This window comes from Staphylococcus gallinarum (genome assembly GCF_000875895.1).
Lineage (GTDB): Bacteria > Bacillota > Bacilli > Staphylococcales > Staphylococcaceae > Staphylococcus > Staphylococcus gallinarum.
On the sequence record NZ_JXCF01000003.1, the window covers coordinates 95,220 to 117,171 of the forward strand.

At 32.8% G+C, this 21,952-nt stretch carries 17 protein-coding genes; 13 read left to right on the forward strand and 4 right to left on the reverse strand.

The window, feature by feature from the left end; all coding sequences use genetic code 11:
* Positions 1 to 12: 12 nt before the first annotated feature.
* Both SH09_RS02390 and SH09_RS02395 read right to left on the reverse strand, forming a co-directional pair.
* The gene (locus tag SH09_RS02390) at positions 13 to 960 is read right to left on the reverse strand and encodes an agmatinase family protein (protein WP_042738020.1); all 948 of its coding nucleotides are present in this window, start codon (positions 958 to 960) and stop codon (positions 13 to 15) included.
* Positions 961 to 1,189: 229 nt separating this feature from the next.
* Entirely contained in the window at positions 1,190 to 2,434 is a 1,245-nt protein-coding gene (locus tag SH09_RS02395) for a Glu/Leu/Phe/Val family dehydrogenase (RefSeq protein WP_042738021.1), read from the reverse strand.
* 222 nt (positions 2,435 to 2,656) lie between these two features.
* On the opposite strand from SH09_RS02395, the gene SH09_RS02400 reads away from it, so the two are divergent.
* The 10 genes from SH09_RS02400 (at position 2,657) to mmuM (ending at position 15,346) form a co-directional block, all read left to right on the forward strand.
* Entirely contained in the window at positions 2,657 to 2,977 is a 321-nt protein-coding gene (locus SH09_RS02400; protein WP_042738022.1) for an ArsR/SmtB family transcription factor, read from the forward strand.
* A gap of 31 nt (positions 2,978 to 3,008) precedes the next feature.
* Positions 3,009 to 5,471, forward strand: a complete 2,463-nt coding sequence (locus SH09_RS02405) for a heavy metal translocating P-type ATPase (protein ID WP_042738023.1) — start codon at positions 3,009 to 3,011, stop codon at positions 5,469 to 5,471.
* Between the two features lie 217 nt (positions 5,472 to 5,688).
* On the forward strand, positions 5,689 to 6,573 hold the full coding sequence (locus SH09_RS02410) for a DNA/RNA non-specific endonuclease (RefSeq protein ID WP_042738024.1): 885 nt from the start codon (positions 5,689 to 5,691) through the stop codon (positions 6,571 to 6,573).
* A 313-nt stretch (positions 6,574 to 6,886) separates the two neighbouring features.
* Complete coding sequence (locus SH09_RS02415; protein ID WP_042738025.1) at positions 6,887 to 7,198, forward strand: PTS sugar transporter subunit IIB; 312 nt, start codon at positions 6,887 to 6,889, stop codon at positions 7,196 to 7,198.
* A gap of 15 nt (positions 7,199 to 7,213) precedes the next feature.
* Entirely contained in the window at positions 7,214 to 8,509 is a 1,296-nt protein-coding gene (gene celB / locus SH09_RS02420; RefSeq protein ID WP_042738026.1) for a PTS cellobiose transporter subunit IIC, read from the forward strand.
* A 6-nt stretch (positions 8,510 to 8,515) separates the two neighbouring features.
* Positions 8,516 to 8,833 carry a PTS lactose/cellobiose transporter subunit IIA gene (locus SH09_RS02425; RefSeq protein WP_042738027.1) on the forward strand — a complete coding sequence of 106 codons (318 nt, stop codon included), beginning with the start codon at positions 8,516 to 8,518 and terminating at the stop codon, positions 8,831 to 8,833.
* 8 nt (positions 8,834 to 8,841) lie between these two features.
* Positions 8,842 to 10,227: a glycoside hydrolase family 1 protein gene (locus tag SH09_RS02430; protein ID WP_042738028.1), complete on the forward strand. Its 1,386-nt coding sequence runs from the start codon at positions 8,842 to 8,844 to the stop codon at positions 10,225 to 10,227.
* Positions 10,228 to 10,263: 36 nt separating this feature from the next.
* Positions 10,264 to 12,171, forward strand: coding sequence for a BglG family transcription antiterminator (locus tag SH09_RS02435; protein ID WP_042738029.1), 1,908 nt, complete (start codon positions 10,264 to 10,266; stop codon positions 12,169 to 12,171).
* Positions 12,172 to 13,099: 928 nt separating this feature from the next.
* The gene (locus SH09_RS02445; RefSeq protein WP_042738031.1) at positions 13,100 to 14,437 is read left to right on the forward strand and encodes an amino acid permease; all 1,338 of its coding nucleotides are present in this window, start codon (positions 13,100 to 13,102) and stop codon (positions 14,435 to 14,437) included.
* On the forward strand, positions 14,438 to 15,346 hold the full coding sequence (mmuM, locus tag SH09_RS02450) for a homocysteine S-methyltransferase (protein WP_042738032.1): 909 nt from the start codon (positions 14,438 to 14,440) through the stop codon (positions 15,344 to 15,346).
* 276 nt (positions 15,347 to 15,622) lie between these two features.
* On the opposite strand, the gene SH09_RS02455 is transcribed toward mmuM, so the two are convergent.
* Positions 15,623 to 16,627 (reverse strand): fatty acid desaturase, encoded by a 1,005-nt coding sequence (locus tag SH09_RS02455; protein WP_042738033.1) that lies wholly within the window; start codon positions 16,625 to 16,627, stop codon positions 15,623 to 15,625.
* Positions 16,628 to 17,231: 604 nt separating this feature from the next.
* Between SH09_RS02455 and SH09_RS02460 the strand changes: the two genes are divergently transcribed.
* Both SH09_RS02460 and SH09_RS02465 read left to right on the forward strand, forming a co-directional pair.
* Positions 17,232 to 18,632 (forward strand): amino acid permease, encoded by a 1,401-nt coding sequence (locus SH09_RS02460; RefSeq protein ID WP_042738034.1) that lies wholly within the window; start codon positions 17,232 to 17,234, stop codon positions 18,630 to 18,632.
* A gap of 95 nt (positions 18,633 to 18,727) precedes the next feature.
* Positions 18,728 to 19,201: an SRPBCC domain-containing protein gene (locus SH09_RS02465; protein WP_042738035.1), complete on the forward strand. Its 474-nt coding sequence runs from the start codon at positions 18,728 to 18,730 to the stop codon at positions 19,199 to 19,201.
* A gap of 435 nt (positions 19,202 to 19,636) precedes the next feature.
* Here SH09_RS02465 and SH09_RS02470 read toward each other — a convergent pair whose 3' ends face one another.
* Positions 19,637 to 20,824, reverse strand: coding sequence for an MFS transporter (locus SH09_RS02470; RefSeq protein WP_042738036.1), 1,188 nt, complete (start codon positions 20,822 to 20,824; stop codon positions 19,637 to 19,639).
* 125 nt (positions 20,825 to 20,949) lie between these two features.
* On the opposite strand from SH09_RS02470, the gene SH09_RS02475 reads away from it, so the two are divergent.
* Positions 20,950 to 21,840, forward strand: a complete 891-nt coding sequence (locus SH09_RS02475; RefSeq protein WP_042738037.1) for a LysR family transcriptional regulator — start codon at positions 20,950 to 20,952, stop codon at positions 21,838 to 21,840.
* Positions 21,841 to 21,952 lie beyond the last annotated feature (112 nt).

The window sequence follows — 21,952 nt, forward strand, 5'->3', positions numbered from 1 at the left end:
ACCACTCCTCAGTTATTTAGTTTTATTTAAATAGGCAACGTGTCCAGCAAGTACATACAGTACGGCAGTAGATACAAAATGAGCTGAATTTTGGTTCGGATCATTCATTGGATAAACCTCAACATAATCCATACCACATAATCCGAGTGTGCCGAATTCGTATATCATCGTTAGTAATTCATATGAGGTCATGCCATTACCATCAACTGGTCCACCAGGATTAAAGGCAAAGTCTAAAACATCACTACAAATAGTTAAGTACACGACATCGACATCTTTGCTTGCTTGCTTATATATGTCTCTTGCGAATTGTTTTAAGTTAGTTGCAGCACGAATATCGTTTATAGTAATTGTAACTGCGCCAGCTTCATTTGCGTATTTTCCGGTTTCAGGTTTATTTCTAGGGCCATGAATACCGGTATGAATAATACTTTCATTTCTGATACCATCAGTATGATATAAGTGCATAAATGGTGTGTTACGCGCGTAAATTTCACCCTCATAATCTGGCATATTATCGTAATGTGCATCTAAATGTATAATACCAACTTTTTTTCCTGTAGTTTCTGTTAAGGATTTTAAAATTGGATATGTAACACCATGCTCACCGCCAAAGCCGACAAGAAATTTGCCACTTTCCCATAAAGGCTTTACAAAGTCTTCAATATTTTCATAACTTTGCTTATTGTCATGGGCTACAAATGGGACATCGCCTACATCACCCAGTGATAAATGATTACTAATATTGATGTGATTCAATTCCGGTAAATACTGACTATAACGTGCTGAACTAGATCTAATTTGTTTAGGTCCTAATTCGACACCTGTATAATCTCCCCAAGTACTTTCACCTTCAAATGGTGCACCATAAATGATGACATCCGTATCTAATGTTTGTGACTTAGTTAGGTTCTTACTATTTAAAAAACAAGGTATATTGCCATATATATTATTTTTCATAATGTAATTCCTCCCCTTTGTTGTAAATAATTATATAAATTATTGTTTTGTATTTCAAATGAATGTAAATACTCGATTACTTATATAATTTATATTACCTGGGAAAGTTAGAAACTCAGCTTAGTTTAAAGGCGAATAGGGAACGTAATTTTGCGAAGATTTAAGCATTGTACCGCAGTGATGTAATAGCGAAGTGTTATGGAACGTGAAGTAGTATCAAAAGGTTGTATTATGCCCAACCACGGAAACGAGATGCTTCAGCAGTGCGTTTGATACCTAATACATAAGCTGCCAAACGCATATCCATTTTTCTATCTTCAGCTAAATCATAAATTGTGTTGAATGCTTCGACCATTTTGTCACGTAGCTTTGATTCTACTTCATCTTCAGACCAATAATAACCTTGCTTATTTTGTACCCATTCAAAATAAGATACAGTTACGCCACCTGCACTAGCAAGAACGTCGGGAATTAATAGTACACCACGTTGGTTTAATATTGCAGTTGCTTCTTGTGTTGTTGGACCATTAGCAGCTTCTGCAATAATGGTTGCCTTAATATTTGGTGCATTGTCAGCTGTAATTTGATTAGATAGTGCGGCAGGTACTAGAATGTCACAATCTAACTCAAGTAAATCTGAATTTGGAATCACATCGTCAAATAAATGTGTTACGCGACCGTGTTGTTCCTTTAATTCCACTAAATGTTCAATGTCTAACCCATCTGGATTATACAGGGCACCATAGCTTTCTGAAATTGCAACAATTTTTGCTCCCATTTCATGTAAAATTTTAGCAATAAAGCTACCAGCATTCCCGAAACCTTGAATTGCAACACGTGATTCTGAGATATTAATATTTTTACGTTTTGTAGCTTCTTCAATAGTTATTACAGCACCTAATGCAGTAGCACGATTTCTGCCTAATGAGCCTCCGAGTGCCAATGGTTTACCAGTTATAAACGCAAAAGCATTAGAACGGTTGATCTTACTGTATTCATCCATCATCCACGACATAATCTGTGGGTTTGTATATACATCTGGTGCAGGAATATCACTAGAAGGGCCAACGAACTGTGACACTGCTCTTACATATCCACGAGATAAGCGTTCTAATTCTTGTTGACTCAATTGTCTTGGGTCACAAATGATACCGCCTTTACCACCGCCATATGGTAAATTGGTAATACCACATTTCAATGTCATCCACATTGATAGTGCCTTTACTTCATCTTTATTAACATCCGGATGGAAACGAATACCACCCTTAGTTGGACCAACTGCATCGTTATGTTGCGCACGGTATCCGGTAAATGTCTTCATTGTTCCGTCATCCATACGAATAGGGATACGTACTTCGAGAAATCGTAATGGTTCCTTGATTAATTCGTACATCCCCTCATCAAAACCTAATTTATGTAAAGCAGCTTTAGTTACTTGTTGCGTTGATAACACTAAATTACTTTCTTCCGTCATAATATAACCCCTTTATTAAATATCTTCTATATTTATACATACTTGAAATACAAATATTAGCCTTATTGAGAATTAAAATCAATAAAATTTTATATATTTATCGAAAAATTCAGAAAATATTTTTGGAAAATTTATGAAGATCGCGTCATGACAGTATTTGTAATTCATATTAGAAAATGATAATATGAAACATATTAAATAGAAATAATATGAGGTGGAGATTTGGATTTTATAACAATTGAGGAGAGGGCAGATTTTGTTCATGGTTTATCCAATCCTATACGTCTACAAATATTAGAATTGATCAAAGATTGTGAATGTACTGTAAATCAAATTGTGTCAGCAACTCGAATTAGTCAATCTAGCGTGTCGCAACATTTAGCTTGCCTCAAAGGCTGTGGTTTAGTTACTTCTAGACAAGCAGGTAAGTATGTGTATTATAAGCTCACAACGAATAGTGTGAAAACATTGTTAACACTTATTGATACAGTGATTATAGAAACGCAAGATGATACAAAAAAATGTCAGCATCATATTAAATAATTAGTATTAGTAAAGAAAGAAGTTGATATGAGTGAGTCGTCAACAGTATAGAGGCAACAATTTACAAGGGCATCATGATAAGGCAGTAGAAGCGCACGATAATCATTGTTGCACAATAAATTCACATGAAGTGAATGATCATAGTAATAACAGTGAAACTGACTCTCAAACAGTTAAACAATCAGCAGAAACTTATTATATTCTTAAAATAACAGGTATGGATTGTAATAATTGCGCTAAGACCATTGAACAATCAGTACTAAAGTTAAATGTTGTTCAAGATGCGCGTATTAGTTTTGCAACTGGAAAATTACATTTGAATGTTAATTGCAAGGAAGATATACAGCAAGTCATACAAACGATTGAACAGTTAGGCTATGGTGTGAGTGTGCTTAGTAATGCTGGTACTGAAACAGTATTTAAGATTCAGGGTATGGATTGTAGTGATTGTGCCAAAACGATAGAACAGCATATGACTCAATTAGATTATGTAGATCGAGCGAGCGTTAATTTTGCAACTGGAAAGTTAGCTTTACAATATAATGGACAGCCCAAACAGGTTATTAAAGAAGTAGCTAAGTTGGGATATAGTGCGACGCTATCAAATGAACAAACCCAACAACAGTCGATACTGACTTTATTTAAATTGCCATTGATATCGTTAATATTACTGTTGTGTGCTTGGTTATTCACTTACTTTAGTATGTCAAATATTTTAGTTAATACATTGCTACTAACTGCAATTATCATTTGCGCATTTAAAACGGTAAAAAGTGGCATTTTTGCCTTGAAGGCTAAACGATTAGATATGAATGTATTGATGTCAGTTGCTATTATAGGTGCTGTGTTACTTGGAGAATACTTTGAAGCGACAATGGTTATCTTATTATTTGTAATAGGCACAAGTTTACAACAAGCTTCCATAGAAAAGACCCGGGCGACTATCCAATCACTTATGAATCTAACACCACAAGTAGCACGAGTTAAACAAGAAGATGGTTGGTCAGAACAAAGCGTTGCCAGTATTGCTGTTGGAAACATAATTCAAATTAGACCGGGTGATCGTGTGCCATTAGATGGTGTGATAATAGAAGGTACATCAGCGATAAACCAAGCTCCGATAACAGGTGAGTCTATTCCTGTAAATAAAAGTATGGGTGATGAGGTCTATGCTGGTACTATTAATGAGGATAATACATTAGTAATTGAAGTGACTAAAACAGAACAACAAACCATGCTGGCACACATTATTGATTTAGTTGAAACTGCACAAGAACAACAGGCACCAACACAGAGTTTTATTGATAGGTTTGCAGAAATATATACACCTGTAGTGTTTGTATTGGCTCTACTTGTTATGATAGTGCCTCCACTATTTGCCTTTGGTACATGGGGGAGCTGGATTTATAAAGGATTGGAATTACTGGTTATCGCATGCCCATGTGCGTTAGTGATTTCAACACCTGTCGCAATTGTGACTGCTATAGGTAATGCTGCTAAAAACGGGATTCTAATTAAAGGGGGCAGTTATCTAGAACAGCTTAGCTCACTTAATGTTCTGGCGTTCGACAAGACAGGTACATTGACTACAGGGGAGCCAACGGTTCGATCAGTTGTAGAAATTGATAGTGACAAACAGCAGTTGATTGCAATAGCACAAGTCCTTGAATCGCAATCATCTCATCCGATTGGACAAGCAATATTAAATTATACTGATCCGCAGAATAATTTAACTTCAATGCAACCTGAAACATTTGAGAATATACCTGGCAAAGGTATTAGTGCTGTTATAAAGGGTGAAAGATATTTCGCAGGTAATATGTCATTTGTAGCTAGCATAAATGACAAAGTTACTCAATATCAGCATGCTATTTTAAATCATATGACTCAAGGCGAAACCGTAGTCGTTATTGCTAATCAATCACAATTACTTGGCTATATTACTTTGAGTGATAAAGTACGTGAAGGAACACAGGAAACTATGCTGAAGTTAAAACGTTGTGGTATTGAAGAAACGATAATGTTAACAGGGGATAATAAAGGTTCCGCGAAAAATATTGCGCGAAGTTCTGGCATAAAATCATACTATGCTGAGTTATTACCAGAAGATAAATTGCGCCAAATAGAAATGATTCAACAGCAAGGTAAAGTTGTCGGTATGATAGGAGATGGCATAAATGACGCGCCTGCATTAGCAACGAGTAATATTGGTATTGCTATGGGTGGTATCGGTACAGATACAGCAATGGAAACTGCAGATGTAGTGTTAATGACAGATAAATTGGAGTATGTTCATTACGCGATACAATTAAGTAAACGAACGACTGCAATTATCAAACAAAACATTTATTTTTCTATTATTATAAAATTAATTGCTTTTATGCTTGTCTTTCCTGGATGGCTCACGCTGTGGTTAGCCATTTTAAGTGATACAGGGGCTGCAGTATTAGTTGTCTTGAATGCATTGAGGTTATTGAAAGGAATCAAGATATGATGGCTTAATATATAATGAAATTATTAAAAAATGAATTTCATATGAATGTCTTGTTGTGAAAAAACGATAAATGTACCTTAAAATTGTTTGTTACACATAATTGATGTAATTATGCCTCTTTTAAAATCAGTTATAGCCTTTATCATTGAGGTAAGTAAGCGAATAGAGTTAATTTAAATCGTGTTATAAATTAAATTGAAGCAGGAGTTCAACTATCATGAAAATACTTAAAGTAATTGCCCTTATTATATTAACGACAACATTATTAACCGCATGTGATAGTGATGGGAACTTTACACAATCAGATTTTGATAAGGTAGAGCAAGGATTAGAAACCTTAACTAAGCATTTACAACAAGACTCAGACGATACATCCAAGCCTGAGGTTACAAAGGCAGATATTGATCTGATTAACGCTAATACTAATAGTGAAAATTATGCCTATATTAATGATAATAAAACAAATTTAACAACAGCAGATAATAAGTTACTTGATAAATATAGTCGTGAAAAGTTCTGGGTAATTTATCCGAAATTAGATCAATATGGTAGGGCTGGAACTGTTACTGCATTAGTAACGCAGCAGTCTGTGGAAAGTCATTCTTCAAAGGTTAGAAAGCGACCAGCGTTTGATTATGGTGTGCATATAGCTGGTGAATATAAAGACGGTGTATACAATCCTGAAAAGCAAGCGTGGAAGGGAGAAGAATCTAATAACGAAATTTTGCAGTTAAATGGCTATCGAGGCTATATTTATAATAAATCACATTCATTAGCTTGGTCACTTGGAGGAGATATGGAAACACATAATCTTACCTTAGGTACACGCGCACAAAATGTTGGTACTAATCGAGACCGTAATGGTGGAGGAATGGGTTATGCTGAAACACAAATTCGTAATGCGATTCACGAACATCCACAAACTAAAGTGTATTATAAAGTGACACCAGTTTATCAAGGCAGTGAGTTACTTCCTAGGGGTTCACACGTAAGAGCTTATTCTGTTAATGACGAAGGCCAAACAGTAAATATAAATGTATGGGTGTCTAATACACAAAAAGGTGTAAAAATTAATTATCAAAATGGCACGCATAATGGCTAAAGCCTATGCTACAAAATAGCAATTAACAATAGATATAACCAAAAATAAACTCAAAACCTTTCGATGAAATTATTTCATTGAAAGGTTTTTTGATGTGTCCGTTTATTAAGTGATGATGTTCTTGGATATAAGTCAGTACCTAGATTTAATTTACATCGTTATAGCGTTAAATAAAAGTATAGTTTAGCTGTTGAATGATATAGGCATTTTAAGCGGTAAACAAAATTGCCGTTAATAGTGGAAAAAGTAATCATTAATATGTAAGCGTATACATTGTATGATGGGTTCAACATAAAGAAAGGGATGATGAATGATGAAAAAAATATTACTATCCTGTTCGGCAGGTATGTCTACAAGCTTGTTAGTTTCAAAAATGAAAGAGGTAGCAGAAGAGCAAAGTTTATCAGTTCAAATTGATGCGGTGTCTAGTGACAATGCTTTCTCAATGTTAAATAGTTATGACGTCTTATTAATTGGTCCACAAATGCGATTTATGAAGAGAAGATTTGAAAAACATGTCAAAGAACAAAATATTAGTATTCCTATTGATGTTATAGATACGGTTGCTTATGGACGCATTGATGGTGCTGGAGTGCTAAAACAAGCACTGAATTTAATTGAGTAATAAGGGGATGAAAGTATGGAAAGTAAATTTATGGAAAAATTGGAAGATATTTTATTACCAATAGCCGATAAATTAAATAATAATAAGTACCTTTCAAGTTTACGTGATGGTTTTATGGTGGCTTTACCATTAATCATATTTGGATCAATTTTCATTGTAATTTCAAATTTTCCATTTTTAGATAAAATTTTATCCAAACAGCAATTTGCTACATGGCAACAACTCGTAGGTCCAGCATCAGAATCAACATTATCAATAATGGGACTATTTGTCATTATCGGTATTGGATATAAATTAACCGAAAAAAATGGGTTTGAAGGAATATATGGAGCAGTCACTGCTTTAAGTAGTGTGCTGATTTTGACGCCACAAATTGTAGGGAAAACACAGGGTGTGATACCTGTTGAAATTCTAGGTGCAAAGGGAATGTTCTTAGGATTAATCGTATCGATGTTGAGTTGTGAAATATATAGCTACTTATGTAAAAAAGAAATTACGATTAAAATGCCAAATGGTGTACCGGAGCAAGTATCAAAGTCATTTAGTGCATTGATACCTATTTCTGCTACTTTAACAATAGTGTTATTGATTAGAATTATAGTTTCATTTACACCATTTGAAACTTTACAAAATCTTATATATACAGTATTACAGCAGCCATTGACAGCATTAGGTAGTGGATTACCTGCAACAATTGTTGCAGTGTTATTGATACAAGTATTTTGGTTTTTCGGGTTACATGGTCAAATCATTGTCAATACTGTTTTCGATCCGATTTGGTACTCCTTAAATAATGAGAATTTAGAAGCATTTAAAGCACATCAAGAACTGCCAAATATTATAACAAAGCAATTTATTGATACATTTTTAGTAGGTATGGGTGGTACTGGTGGCACAATGGCAGTAATTTTATTAATTTATATTATTGCACGTAGTCAACAAAATAAAGAAATAGGTAAGCTTGGTGCACCTTCTTCTATATTTAATGTAAACGAACCGATATTGTTTGGACTACCTATCATAATGAATCCAATCATAGTTATACCATGGGTTATTGCACCCATTGTTGTAACTTTAATCACCTATTTTTCAATGCAATTAGGGCTAGTACCTAAACCTTCTGGAGTTATAGTTCCGTGGACGACACCAATATTTATAAGCGGTTATTTAGCAACAGGAAATGCATGGCAAGGTGCTGTATTACAATTAGTCAATTTATTAGTTACTTTTATCATTTGGTTACCATTCTTTAAGGTACTAGATAATGGTTACTTTAAACAAGAGCAGAAAAATAAACAGAATGAGGAGTAATGCTTTATGGAGAATAATACAGAAATGGCTTTTCAAATCATCTTGCTTGCGGGAAATGGTAGATCAAGCGCTATGGAAGCAATACAATTTGCAAAGGACAATGACTTCAATGCTGCACAAGAAAAATTAGCAGAAGCAGCATCAGAAATAAATAAGGCCCATAACTTCCAAACCAAACTATTACAAGCAGAAGCACAAGGAAAGAACTATGAACTTAATTTAATCTTGATTCATTCACAAGATCACTTAATGAATGCAATAACGATTAAAGACATGGCCAATGAATTTATCGATTTGTACCAATATATTAATGAAAAGGGATAGGTGATAGGATGAATATTTCATTTCCAAAACATTTTTGGTGGGGAAGTGCAGCTAGTGCAACACAAACTGAAGGGACACAAAGTATAGATGATCAAACAAATTGGGATTATTGGTATCAACAAGAACCAAATCGCTTTTTTGATCAGGTCGGTCCGGATGTAACATCTAATTTTTATTATACCTATAAAGATGATATTCAATTGATGAAAGCGACTGGTCATAATTCATTTAGGTTATCAATTTCATGGACTAGATTGATTAATCAAGAGACAGGTGATGTAAACGAAGCGGCAATAGATTTTTATAATAAAGTAATTGACGAATTAATTAGTAATGATATTGAACCATTTGTTAATTTATATCACTTTGATATGCCATTGAAACAGCAAGAACAAGGTGGGTTTGAATCCAAAGTCGTGGTGAAACATTACCTAGATTATGCACAAACATGCTTTGAATTGTTTGGAGATAGAGTAACGAAATGGTTTACGTTTAACGAACCAATCGTTCCAGTAGAAGGTGGTTATTTTTATAATTTTCACTATCCAGACGTGAACGACGCTAAAAGAGGTATTCAATTTGCGTTTCATACCATTTTAGCAAATGCTAAAGTAATTGAGCTGTTTAAATCACGAGGTTATCAAGGTGAAATAGGCATTATATTAAATTTGACACCTTCATATCCAAGAAGTAATAACCATGCTGATGTTAGAGCTGCCGAAATTGCAGATTTATTTTTTAATAGAAGCTTTTTAGATCCTGTTACAAAAGGAGAATTCCCTAGTGGCTTAATAGAAATATTAGAACAGCATGATTTGTTACCTGAGTATGAAGCGAAAGACTTACAGGTGATAAAGCAAAATACGATTGATTTACTAGGCGTAAATTATTATCAACCAAGAAGAATCAAAGCAAAAGATAATTTACCAAACCCGAATGCACCTTTTAAACCGGAATATTATTTTGATAATTATGAAATGCCTGGTCGAAAGATGAACCCATATCGAGGTTGGGAAATTTATCCTAAAGGGATATACGATATAATGATTAACTTGAAACAAAATTATAGTAATATCAAATCATTTATTTCTGAAAATGGTATGGGAGTAGAAAATGAACAGCGCTTTTTAAAAGATGGGCGTATTGAAGATGATTATCGTATTCGTTTTTTACAGGATCATTTATATTGGTTACATCGAGCACTTGATGAAGGCGCTAATTGTCATGGTTATCACATGTGGACATTTATGGATAATTGGTCATGGATGAATGCTTATAAAAATAGATATGGGTTTATTTCAGTAGATTTAGAAAATCAAAAAAGAACAATTAAGAAAAGTGGTTATTGGTTTAAAGATTTAGCTGAAACGAACCAATTTGATTATCAAGTATAGTCCCTTTAAAACGATAAAGATAATGGAAGTGAGCGCATGAATAAAAGGGCATTAGAAACTATCAGACTATTATATAACCACACAAATTGTTATGTTTCAGGAGCATTTATAGCTAAAAGTTTAAGCGTTTCACCAAGGACAATTAGAAATGATATAAAAATGATCAACGGCATCGCAGCAACGCATGGTTTTTATATTGAATCAAAAAAATCCGCTGGTTACAAAATCGATATAAAGGATAAAAGCAAATTCAATTTATTCATTAATAATCAATATCTTAAAGATGAGTTGTTGAATTTTAATAATCAGGAAAGCAGAGTGCATTTTATATTGAGTAAATTACTCATATTAGATAATTACGTCAAAATAGAACGTTTGAGTGAACGTATGTATGTCAGTGACACGACAGTGAAAAAGGACTTAAAGGTTATTAGAAACGAACTTGATAAATATGAATTACAACTGATATCCAGTCCGTACTATGGTTTGAAAATAGAAGGTTCTGAATTTCAAAAAAGATATGCCATTGCAAATATGTTGCTCGATAAACCTTATCACAATCACACATTTGATACAGATAAAATCAATGATTTAAAAGAACAACTGATTAAGTTAATCAATCAATTTCAAATTACAATTCCAGACGTTAAACTTGAAAATTTGGTAATTCATATTTATATTGCCATGTTCAGAGTTGAAAATAAATTTATGATAGCCGATAAAGATAATATATTTCAGAATTTTGAATATTACGATGCTGAATTGAAACATTTCTTTCAAGCAATTGTAGGTCTGCTCGAACAACGTTATGATGTTATATTGCCAATTGAAGAAAAACAATATATTAAAGCACATATTGCGGCATCTGGAATAGTTTCAAAAAAATATGAACTCATAGATCGTAAAGAAATTAACGATTTAATTCATCAAATGTTTAATAAAATTCAGGATGTTTTTCAAATTAATTTGGATAATGAATTAGAATTAAAGAAAAATTTGGCATTACACTTATCTACTTCAATCAATCGTTATAAGTATAAGATGAATATTAGAAACCCTATTTTAACTGAGATAAAGAAGAATTATCCCTATGCATTTGATATTGCTTTAGTTGGAGGAAAGGTTATTGAAGAAGCATTTAAGATAAAAATTTCAGAGAGCGAGATTGGGTTTTTAGCATTACATTTTCAATTAGTATTACAAAAAGCGCAATCAGTAACAGAAAAAATCAGAGCGACTATCGTCTGTGCTTCTGGCATGGCAAGTTCAGAATTAATAAAGTATAAATTACTTGAGAATTTTGGAAATGCATTAACTATGACAGATTCTCAACAAATGTATGAATTGAGTAAAGAAACACTTAAAAATACAGATTTAATCATTGCTACAGTACCACTATCAAGGGAATATGATGTGCCAGTTATTACTGTTAATACAATTTTAACTCAAGAGGATATTTTGCAATTAAATCATTTTATAAACAATTACGATAAAAATGAGAATGAGCAACTGATAGAAATATTTGATTTGAAAAGTGGTATCAATTCTAAAGAAACATTATTAACCGCAATAGAAAGTGATTTAAAGCAATTAGATTACATCGAACCCAATTTTTTGAAACAGGTGTATGAAAGAGAGGCAGTAGCAACAACAGCATATGGAAATTTAATTGCAGTGCCACATCCAGTCACACCTCAAGCCAAACAGTCATTTATATATGTAATTAAACTGGATAAACCGATAAAGTGGGAGACTAAGGAAGTGCAACTTATATTTTGTCTTGGATTGAAACAACATACTACTGTTGATATGAAACCTATATTTAAAAAATTGAGTTATATTATTAATGACTTTAATGTTGTGTTGAATTTAATAAGTCAACAAAATAATGCTGACTTAAGGTTGGCTTATAAAACGATAAGCAATGAAACAAAATTAAATTAAGGTGTTAATGGACACCTATAAATAATAGTTATGAAAGATAAATAGCAATAATTTATTATTTTATCTTTTAAGCGTCTAGGATATTAATCCTGAAAAAAATAACCCTAAGATGAATAATTCATTTATCTTAGGGATTTTTTATTAAATATTTTAGTATTGTTGTCTCGCTTTCCTAGGGGACAGCTTCAGCCTATAGTCTTCAGCTTGTCCTGTTCCCTCAGGAGTCTCGCCAAAATACGAAGCATTCATTTCGTGTTTTTTTACAGAAACATACATTAAAATACTCGTATTAAATTTGAGTTGTTTATGTTGAAATAAATCATTAATTGCAGAATACTTCATCAACATATTTTTTATTAAATATTTTAGTATTGTTGTCTCGCTTTCCTAGGGGACAGCTTCAGCCTGTAGTCTTCAGCATGTCCTGTTCCCTCAGGAGTCTCGCCAAAATACGAAGCATTCATTTCGTATTTTTTACAGAAACACAGAAACATAGATTAAAATACTCGTATTAAAATTGAGTTGTTTATGTTGAAATAAATCATTAATTGCAGAATACTTCATCCACATGTTTTTATTAAATATTTTAGTATTGTTGTCTCGCTTTCCTAGGGGACAGCTTCAGCCTGTAGTCTTCCGCTTGTCCTGTTCCCTCAGGAGTCTCGCCCAAATACGATATTTAGTGATATTTGTGTAATTGATCGATGCAATTATACAAATTGATGTGGGTTATTAAATATATATAAAATAAGTGTTTGATAGGCGTTATAACTTAAATAGTAAAAATTTAACATCAATTTAGTATTTTTACTTTTATTCCTGAGTAATCTTATTGATTTGTCATTGACTAAATTTTCAGACATTAATAAAATGTTTAATTATACATAAAAGGATAGTGCACAAAATTACATAGAGATCAGGTGAAATTATGGAACAAGTGAGATTCAAACGAGCGATGAAGCAACGGCATTTAATGTTACTTAGTTTTGGAGGCGTCATTGGTACTGGGTTGTTTTTAAGTTCTGGTTATACATTGCAGCAAGCGGGACCATTAGGAACTGTATTGTCTTATGTAATTGGTTCGTTATTAGTATATTTAGTGATGTTATGTTTGGGGCAACTTGCGATGAAACATCCTGAAACGGGAGGTTTTCATATTTATGCAAATAAATATATTCATCCAGCAATTGGTTATATTGTAGCTTGGTTCTATTGGTTAACATGGACAGTAGCTTTAGGATCAGAATTTACTGCTGTTGGATTATTAATGCAAAAATGGTTCCCGCATATTCCAGTTTATGTATTCGCTACGTTAGCAATCCTGTTAATTCTAGTGTTTAATATTGTATCAACACGTTTTTATGCAGAGGTTGAGTTTTACTTTTCATTAATCAAAGTTGTGACGATATTTGTGTTTATAGCGTTGGGAGCTTTAGTTATTGTTGGTTTACTACATTATAATGGTTATCAAGGTATTGAGACGATTAAGCATCGTTATACAGATCCAACATTCCCACATGGTTTAGGTTCAGTATTCTTAACAATGTTGGCAGTGAATTACGCATTCAGTGGTACAGAATTAATAGGTATTGCTGCAGGTGAAACTAAAAATCCTGAACAAGTTATTCCTAAGGCAATCAAAGCAACACTTTGCCGTCTAGTTATTTTCTTTATTGGAACGATGGTTATTATCTCTATATTAATTCCAAGTTACCAAGGTAAGTCATTAGAGAGTCCTTTTGTAGTTATATTTCAAAGAATGGGTATTCCATATGCGGGCGACTTAATGAACCTTGTAATTATAACAGCATTGCTTTCAGCGGCAAATTCTGGATTGTATGCAGCTAGTAGAATGATTTGGAGTTTATCAAATGAAGGGCTATTCCCAGTATGGTTTGGTAAGTTAAATAAATTTAAAATGCCTGTTCGTGCAACATTATTTAGTATGTTGGGTGGTCTGTTGGCATTGCTATCAAGTGTTTATGCTGCAGATTCATTATATGTTGTGTTGGTATCAATAGCAGGGTTAGCAGTTGTAATTGTGTGGATGAGTATTTGTCTAGCATATTTTAATGCTAAGCGTCGCGATAAATCGTTAAAGATACAACAATGGGTACCAGTAACAGGATTTTGTTTATGTTTTGTATCGTGTGTTGGGATGATATTTGATCCTAATCAAGCGCCAGCACTTTATTTTGGAGTGCCATTTGCGCTGATTGCACTCATTTATTATTTTATTAAATACAATAAAAAAGGGGCAATTTAAATGCGACTATTAGAAAAAATCAAACACACAGATTCAAAGGCAATTGTGTTAGATGGTGGTTTAGCTACTACTTTAGAGCAAGCAGGGTGCAATTTAAATTCAACGCTATGGTCTAGTGAAGTGTTGAGACAACAGCCCGAAGAGATTTATAAAGCACATCAAGCATTTGTAGATGCTGGAGCTGAAATTATATTAACTAGTACCTATCAAGCAAGTACAGCGACCTTTTTAGATATTGGCTTAACAATTGAAGATATTGACCATATTTATAATACTGCGACAGAAACGGTTTATCATGCAACTACAACGCAACAAGTGATAGTGGGTAGTCTGGGGCCGTATGGTTCGTATTTAAGTGATGGTTCAGAATATACAGGTGATTATAATTTAAGTAATATAGATTATTATCAATTTCATCAAACACGTATTGATCGTCTAGTCGAAAAAGGAATCGTAGATTTTGTATTTGAAACAGTGCCTAATTTTAATGAAATCAAGGCATTGGTGGAATTTATCATACCGAAGTATCCAACATGTACATTTTGGATATCGGTGACGGTCAATGCAGAAGGTGATTTGTCCGATGGCACACCTTTTGATAAAGTTTGTGAATATATTGCGTTGCATCATAATGAAGTACCGGTTTTTGGTATCAATTGTTCTCATGTTAGTGCTGTAAATAAAGCAATGGACAAAGGTTTACAGGATTTACCACAAACGCTTGCTTTGTATCCTAATGGTGGTGCAATCTATGATGCCAATGAGAAAATATGGCAAGATGAAGGTGATACAAGCGCAATATTAGAAAGTATACCAACTTGGATTAGCAAAGGGGTAACAATTATTGGGGGTTGTTGTCAAACAACACCTGAAGATATTAAACAAATAGCTAAGTTAATTAATGAATAATAAAGGATTGGAAAGACTTGCTTTGAAGAAATCAGCGACGATAATTTTTTACTAAGTGTATTAGTCTTAATTTATATAGTTTAATGATTGAAGTGAGATAGCAAAGGTAACAAGTTGAGTCATTGAGACTGAGCATCGACATATATTCAATTGTAAAGAGAATTTGATTAAGTTGAAGGACTTGTATAAAGATAGCCTCCCAAAAGATAACTTTTATCTTTTGGGAGGCTTATTCAAATGTTACTGTACTACAGACATTTATTATATTTTCTTAGATTATGCCATCTTATAACGTAGTGAAAATTCTTTAAATGTGATGAAACATTTTTTCTGTTCATCATATAATTTGAATTTTAACGATGACAAACTTTCTATCAAGGTAATAGATGTTGCATGATGTAACGGTTTTACATTTTTATGGGTCGCTTCTAAGGCGTAATTTGGGATTCTGGGATTGAGATGGTGTACATGATGATAACCAATATTTCCAGTAATCCAATGGATTAATTTAGGTAATTTATAATACGAGCTACCTTCAATTGCTGCCTTTACATAATCCCACTCAGATGGTTCTTCAAAATATGAATCTTCAAAGGTATGTTGTATATAAAATAACCAAATGCCGATCATACCAGCAATAAAGACCATTGGTGCGAAAATTGCGAAAAATTGTCCTGCACCTAATAAGTAGATAAGACTGCCATATAATATGATAAGGACAATATTGTTCAACCAAGTATTTCTTTTTTCGCCTAATTTTGCATCCTTTGCGTTAAATCTATTAGATATAAGTACCAAGAAAAAAGGCCCCAAGACAAACATGACAAAAGGATTACGATAGATTTTATAGAGACAGCGCTTTGTTGTTGATGCGCATTTATATTCAGTTACTGTCATAACCCAAATATCACCAATTCCTCGCTTTTCAAGATTTCCACTACCTGCATGATGGATTAAATGTTCTCTTCGCCATTTTCTATAAGGGAAAAATGTTAAGAATCCAGTGACATTGCCTAATAAATCGTTATGCTTTTGTTTCTTGAGATAAGATCCATGACAAGCATCATGAAAGATTATAAATGTACGAATTAAAAATATTGCTGCAACAGCACTACATAAAATGGCTAATGACCAATGAAGTTGATATAGTAATCCACTTGCTATTAATAGTGCCAACAATGGTAATAATGTATTTATAATTTGAATCGTACTTTTCGTATAACTTGTCTTCTCGAAAGGTTTAACCATCTTGCGTAATAATTTCTTTTTTTCTGCTTCCATATTCACCATACTTTCTGTGCTAAGTAATATAAATTAATATGTTTAATTACAAAGCAATGAATCAATTGTATATAAAAGTGGTTACTATTACAAAAGTTAGTTGAAGAATAGTGTAAATTAACTGATTTAATTGCAAAATAACGCTATTTCAAGTGGAAAACAAATATTGTATCCAAATATAAAATACATTTATATTACAAATTATGCATATTTAATTATTCTAGTGTATTTTTCCTTATATAATTAATTTATTGCGTTAAAATGGCAATTAATTAAAGAGTGCAATATTATTTAAATTTTTTTGCATAATTAGTTGTAATTTTCTGATAAAAGGAATATTATACAACCAAGCATTATCAAGATTTAATTTAGATAGCAATATAATGATCAATTAAAGACTTGAGAAAGGCGTGGTTGAGCTGTTTTTAACATAATTAAGTAAAGTGGAATATGCGTGAGTGCAACCATAAATATCGCTCGTCACTATACTTGAAAATTACATTTTTATCTAAATTTATTGATTATTACATAAAAACAAAGGGGTATGTGAATCAATTTTTTATGTTGATTATGCTTTAAACCAAATGAATGGGAGCAAATTGTTATGTCGAATTCATTAAGCAGAGAGTTGAGTAATAGACATATTCAACTTATTGCGATTGGTGGAGCTATAGGGACTGGCTTATTTTTAGGGGCTGGCCAGTCTATTAGTTTAACGGGTCCATCGATTCTACTCACTTATATTATTGTAGGTTTCGTATTATTTATGTTTATGCGTGCGATGGGAGAGTTATTATTAGCTAATACAGAGTATAAAACTTTTGCTGATATTGCACATGACCAAATCAGTCCATTTGCAGGATTTATGACCGGTTGGACATATTGGTTAACTTGGATAACATCTGGTATGGCAGAAATAACAGCTGTAGCAAAGTATGTGGAATATTGGGTGCCTGATTTACCCAATTGGATTACGTCGCTAGCTTGTATCTTACTCTTGATGGCATTTAATTTAACAAGTACAAAAATGTTTGGAGAATTGGAATTCTGGTTTGCGATTATTAAAGTATTAACGATAGTTGCTCTAATTGTAGTTGGTATTGTAATGATTGTATTTGCAGTGAAGACACCTTTTGGACATACTGGACTTGGCAATATGGTAACCAAAGAAGGTTTCTTCCCTAATGGTGCTAATGGATTTTTAATGTCGTTCCAGATGGTTGTATTTTCATTTACTGGTATTGAAATATTAGGTATTACAGCAGGTGAAACCAAGAATCCTGAAAAGACAATTCCAAAGGCGATTAATAGTGTACCAATTAGAATTTTGCTCTTTTATGTTGGAGCATTAGTTGTAATGATGTCCATTATTCCATGGCAAAATATCAAAGCGGATGATAGTCCATTTGTGAGCTTATTTGCATTGATAGGTGTACCGTTTGCCGCTGGATTAATAAACTTTGTATTATTAACTGCAGCTTCTTCGGCATGTAATAGTGGTATATTTGCTAATAGTAGAATTCTTTTTGGCTTATCTGAAAAGGAACAAACGCATCCGTTGATGATGAAGACTAATAAACGCGGTGTACCATATATAGCGATTATTGTAACTTGCATCTTATTGTCGGTTACGGTAATTATGAACTATTTTATTCCTAATGCGACACAAGTATTTTTCTATGTGACTGCAATATCGACAATTCTATTAATAATTGTTTGGATGTTTATTATGCATGCTTATGCAATGTACACTAAAAGGAATCCAAATGCACATAAAGAAAGTATTTATAAATTACCAGGTGGCTTGCATGCTGCAAGACTAGTGCAACTATTCTTTGTATTTGTCCTTGTTGTACTATTCATTATGCCAGACACACGTATGGGTGTCGTATTATCACCTATTTGGTTTATCATTTTAGGTATATTATATTGGCGTTTGCAAAAATCAAATGAAAGTAGAGCTTCAAAACAGAATATTCAGCTACCTAATAAAGAAAACGGGTAGAGTATAAATACATGATCCAGAAATAGCGTTTAAAGTGTCTTGAGATACTATCTTACTGCTATTTCTGGTTTGTTTATATTGAGGAGGGTATTGCTATGGAAGTCAATTATATTAAGAATGATAAAGGTGTTTATCAAACAATAGATGTTTTAATTAATGAAAAACCGAGTATTATTTTTAATTATTTATCTACGACAGAGGGTATTCAACAATGGTTTCCTCAATTATATGTTGAGGAAAGAAGTGAACACGGAAACTTATATTTCCATGTTGAAGATGATGAAGATTTAAGAATGGGAATTTTACAATTTGATGAACCGAATACCTTTGAATTCACTTGGGATATTGGTACCGTGAAATTTCAGTTAAGCGAGCAACAAGGTCAAACATTGTTGACACTAAAAGAATATTTGCCGTATGAATTTCCACACATTACGCTTGATTTTTCTGGTTGGCAATATCAAATGCACAGTTTGAAAAACTTAATCGAGCAAGGTGAGATTTTAGCACAGTCAGACTTTGATTTTGAAAAAAACCAACAAGAAATTGCACAAAAATTACGTTTATAAATAGAAGCATTTGTCTCCTAAGAAAGTAAACTCATAATACCAAATATTAAATAAAAGGCTAGTAGATAATATATTGTGCATTTACTGATTGATATAGCAACACTAACAAGTCAAATTTAGTATGTGATTTTAAGTGGATGTTACTGTAAAAATCACTTATAAATTCAACGTATTTTGGCGAGACTCCTGAGGGAACAGGACAAGCTGAAGACTACAGGCTGAATCTGTCCCTTAGGAAAGCGAGCCAAAAATATGAATTATGAATATAAAAAGCACTCAGATAAATTGAATTCATTCATCTGAGTGCTTTGTTCTGGAATTTATAATTCAGATACAATATTTTTCATTCTAATTAAATGCCAATCATACTAAACGTTGTGCTAACTTTAAGTTTATTTATGCTTGATAAGGTGATTGGCTGTTTATCATTTCTATCTATTGAGATGTTTGTGATTTCTGAGGATGTGACTTTCTACCGTGTAAACCATAATAAAGTAAGACAGAAGCTAGAACAACAAGAGCCATAATAAGATATAAATTACTGTATCCGACATAAGGAATTATAACGCCTAAAATAAATGGACCAATACCGGCACCGAAATCTGCAAACATAAAGAATGTCGAAGTAGCTAGACCTACTTTATCTTTAGGTGATTGTTGCACTGCAATTGCTTGAGCGCTAGGAATGATGGTGCCATAGCCAATGCCAATAAAGACAGCGGATATGAGCAACATTATACCGGTTGTAGTACCACCTAATAATAGTAAACCGATAATAAAACTGATTAGCACTGGGTACATCACTTTGTTTTCACCAAAATGATCATATATTTTCCCAGTAAAGGGTCTAGTAACAAAGGTACTCAATGCATAAACGACAAAGAAGAAACTGGAGACGTTTGCTAGATTCAACTGTTCTGTATAGACAGATAAGAAAGATAATACACTAGAATATGCAATGCCTACAAAAACGACAAAAATTGAAATAGGTAATGCTTCTATTTGTAAATAGGCCGAAATGCCTTTTGTTTCTTGGTTATAAGAATTTTGATTTTCTGATTTACTTAAACTTTTTATAAAAATTGTAGCAATTAAAGCAAGTAAAATAGCAATAAGGCTTACATTGAAGATAGATTCAAAACCAAAGTGCTGATTAAGGACAATACCACAAAATGGACCGATTGCAGATGCTAACGTTACACTTAATGCATAGTAACCAATACCTTCACCTTTTCTATCGTCTGGAATAATTCTTGAAGAAATAGTGCCTGTAGCAGTTGAGGCGATACCAAAAGCAATACCATGTACAAGTCGAATTATCATTAATAGTGATAAACTTTGAATTGTATAGTAAAGACCGACTGCGATAATTGAGAAAATAATACCACCAAATAGAATGCGTTTCGGCGGCAAATTATCTATGATTCTTCCAGAAAACAATCGTCCGAACAACATACCTATAATAAAAATACCCGCAGCTAAACCTCCCATGCTTTCAGAGGCATGGTATTGATTAATTGCGAATTTTGTCACAGTCACAATGAGAGTATAATGAATCAAATACATTAAAAAGTTTACAATTGTTATAAGGATGAAATCTTTTGACCATAGTTTGTTATACATAGAAAGACCTTCCTTTTATTTGTATTAAATTTTTCCTACATCTATAATTATATGAATCACAATAACTAATGTATAATTAGAATTTGTGATATTTATATAAGTTCCGCTTATATTGAGGTGATGAAATGAACTTTGAACAGTTGGTATACGTAAAGAAAATTTATGAAGTCGAATCTATTATTCATGCAGCTCAAGCATTGCATATTAGTCAATCGGCAATGAGCCAATCTATTGCAAATTTGGAAATAGAGCTAGGTTATAAATTATTTGAACGTTCTAGAAAGGGAACATTTCCCACGGAGGTTGGAAAACGATTAATTCCATTTATTATAGATATTCTAGATGCGCGGGATGATTTAGAGGGTGAGATTGATGCATTGAATAGTAAATTAACCGGCTCTTTGAAAATTGCTACAATACCTACACTTTTTAATAAAATAATTCCAAAAGCGCTCTCGGCGTTTAAAAATGATTACCCACATATAGAGATTGAAGTCATAGAAAGTGACAGAGCTAATATTATTACTATGGTAAATAATAATGAGGTCGATATAGGACTAGTTGGAAAGAGAGAGAATGAGACATTTAACAAAGGGTTAAAAATATACCCCCTTAATTTATCAACTGATTTTAGACTCATTGTACCTAAAAAATCAAAATTATCGTTGAAAGACAATATTGATTTGACAGTTTTACAACAATATCCTTTTGTACTTTATGATCGTAATTTTTATCACGATAACTTAAAGGAATTTGAAGAGGAAAACGGTCCTTTAAAAATTGTTTTTAGGACCAATAATCCTAGTGTTTTAATTAAAACAGTGTCAGAAGGCTTAGGTATTAGTATCGTTTCTAGCTTAATGTTAGAAGATGATCCATACATTGAGCATGAATTAATTGAACAGTTACCAATGGGTTCACCGTTTGATTATTTTATCTATTTTGTAGCGTTGTCTAATAAAGAGAATAATCATAAAAAAACGATTCAAACATTTATTGAATATTTAAAGTATTGATAGGTCGAAATTAAATTATTTAGTTAACAAAGTACTTTTAAAAGCAATATGAACAGATTTGTCGTTTAACAAACTGTTGGCGTTTGTAGGTGCATGGCCATCCTGATTTCAA

Bases quoted from the DNA above. Each gene is read 5' to 3' on its own strand.
- SH09_RS02460 (WP_042738034.1), top strand. From the start codon at position 17,232: ATGTCGAATTCATTAAGCAGAGAGTTGAGTAATAGACATATTCAACTT.
- SH09_RS02445 (WP_042738031.1), top strand. From the start codon at position 13,100: ATGGAACAAGTGAGATTCAAACGAGCGATGAAGCAACGGCATTTAATG.
- SH09_RS02415 (WP_042738025.1), top strand. From the start codon at position 6,887: ATGAAAAAAATATTACTATCCTGTTCGGCAGGTATGTCTACAAGCTTG.
- SH09_RS02395 (WP_042738021.1), bottom strand. From the start codon at position 2,434: ATGACGGAAGAAAGTAATTTAGTGTTATCAACGCAACAAGTAACTAAA.
- SH09_RS02470 (WP_042738036.1), bottom strand. From the start codon at position 20,824: ATGTATAACAAACTATGGTCAAAAGATTTCATCCTTATAACAATTGTA.
- celB (WP_042738026.1), top strand. From the start codon at position 7,214: ATGGAAAGTAAATTTATGGAAAAATTGGAAGATATTTTATTACCAATA.
- SH09_RS02465 (WP_042738035.1), top strand. From the start codon at position 18,728: ATGGAAGTCAATTATATTAAGAATGATAAAGGTGTTTATCAAACAATA.
- SH09_RS02475 (WP_042738037.1), top strand. From the start codon at position 20,950: ATGAACTTTGAACAGTTGGTATACGTAAAGAAAATTTATGAAGTCGAA.
- SH09_RS02435 (WP_042738029.1), top strand. From the start codon at position 10,264: ATGAATAAAAGGGCATTAGAAACTATCAGACTATTATATAACCACACA.
- SH09_RS02455 (WP_042738033.1), bottom strand. From the start codon at position 16,627: ATGGAAGCAGAAAAAAAGAAATTATTACGCAAGATGGTTAAACCTTTC.
- mmuM (WP_042738032.1), top strand. From the start codon at position 14,438: ATGCGACTATTAGAAAAAATCAAACACACAGATTCAAAGGCAATTGTG.
- SH09_RS02390 (WP_042738020.1), bottom strand. From the start codon at position 960: ATGAAAAATAATATATATGGCAATATACCTTGTTTTTTAAATAGTAAG.
- SH09_RS02430 (WP_042738028.1), top strand. From the start codon at position 8,842: ATGAATATTTCATTTCCAAAACATTTTTGGTGGGGAAGTGCAGCTAGT.
- SH09_RS02425 (WP_042738027.1), top strand. From the start codon at position 8,516: ATGGAGAATAATACAGAAATGGCTTTTCAAATCATCTTGCTTGCGGGA.
- SH09_RS02410 (WP_042738024.1), top strand. From the start codon at position 5,689: ATGAAAATACTTAAAGTAATTGCCCTTATTATATTAACGACAACATTA.